The sequence below is a fragment of the Candidatus Hodgkinia cicadicola genome, from assembly GCF_002774925.1.
This window is the reverse complement of the sequence record NZ_NXGO01000148.1, coordinates 1-490: the sequence shown is the minus strand read 5'-3', so window position 1 is coordinate 490 and position 490 is coordinate 1. Positions and strand designations below refer to the sequence as shown.

Annotated in this window: 1 pseudogene; it reads right to left on the bottom strand. The window is 29.8% G+C overall.

Features of this window, described 5'->3' with window-relative positions:
* Positions 1–64: 64 nt before the first annotated feature.
* Positions 65–432, bottom strand: a pseudogene (locus tag MAGTDC_RS06110) (cupredoxin domain-containing protein).
* Between the last annotated feature and the right edge of the window lie 58 nt (positions 433–490).

Here is a 490-nt window from a genome sequence, read left to right as displayed (position 1 = left end):
ATGGATATTTAATATCATTCTAAATATACCATCTTCGATGTTTCATGTTAACTTATTAAATCTATTATCCATATCTGACCTCTTTAAATGCATTATCTAAATTGTTTCTTGTCACTTTCAATCATTTGTTAAACTTATCTTGTGATATGGCTCGAACAGCAATTGGCATAAATGTATGATCTTTTCCACAAAACTCTGAACATCGTCCATAATATATACCAGGAGTAATAACTTTAATCCAAACAATGGAACGGCAAACCCATGAATCACATCATCTGATGTTACCAATAACCTGATCACTCTTTCGGCCGGAACAACAAGTTCATAATCTGTTGCTAATAATTCAGGATACAGATTTAAACTAGTTTTCTTGAATTCGATCCTTTGATGTGGTTTCAACATGTTTGAATTATAATTAAACCTATAATCAATTAAGTTATATTCATAGTTTCAATATCATTGGTGATGTTGTTACTTTAATAGACATAAA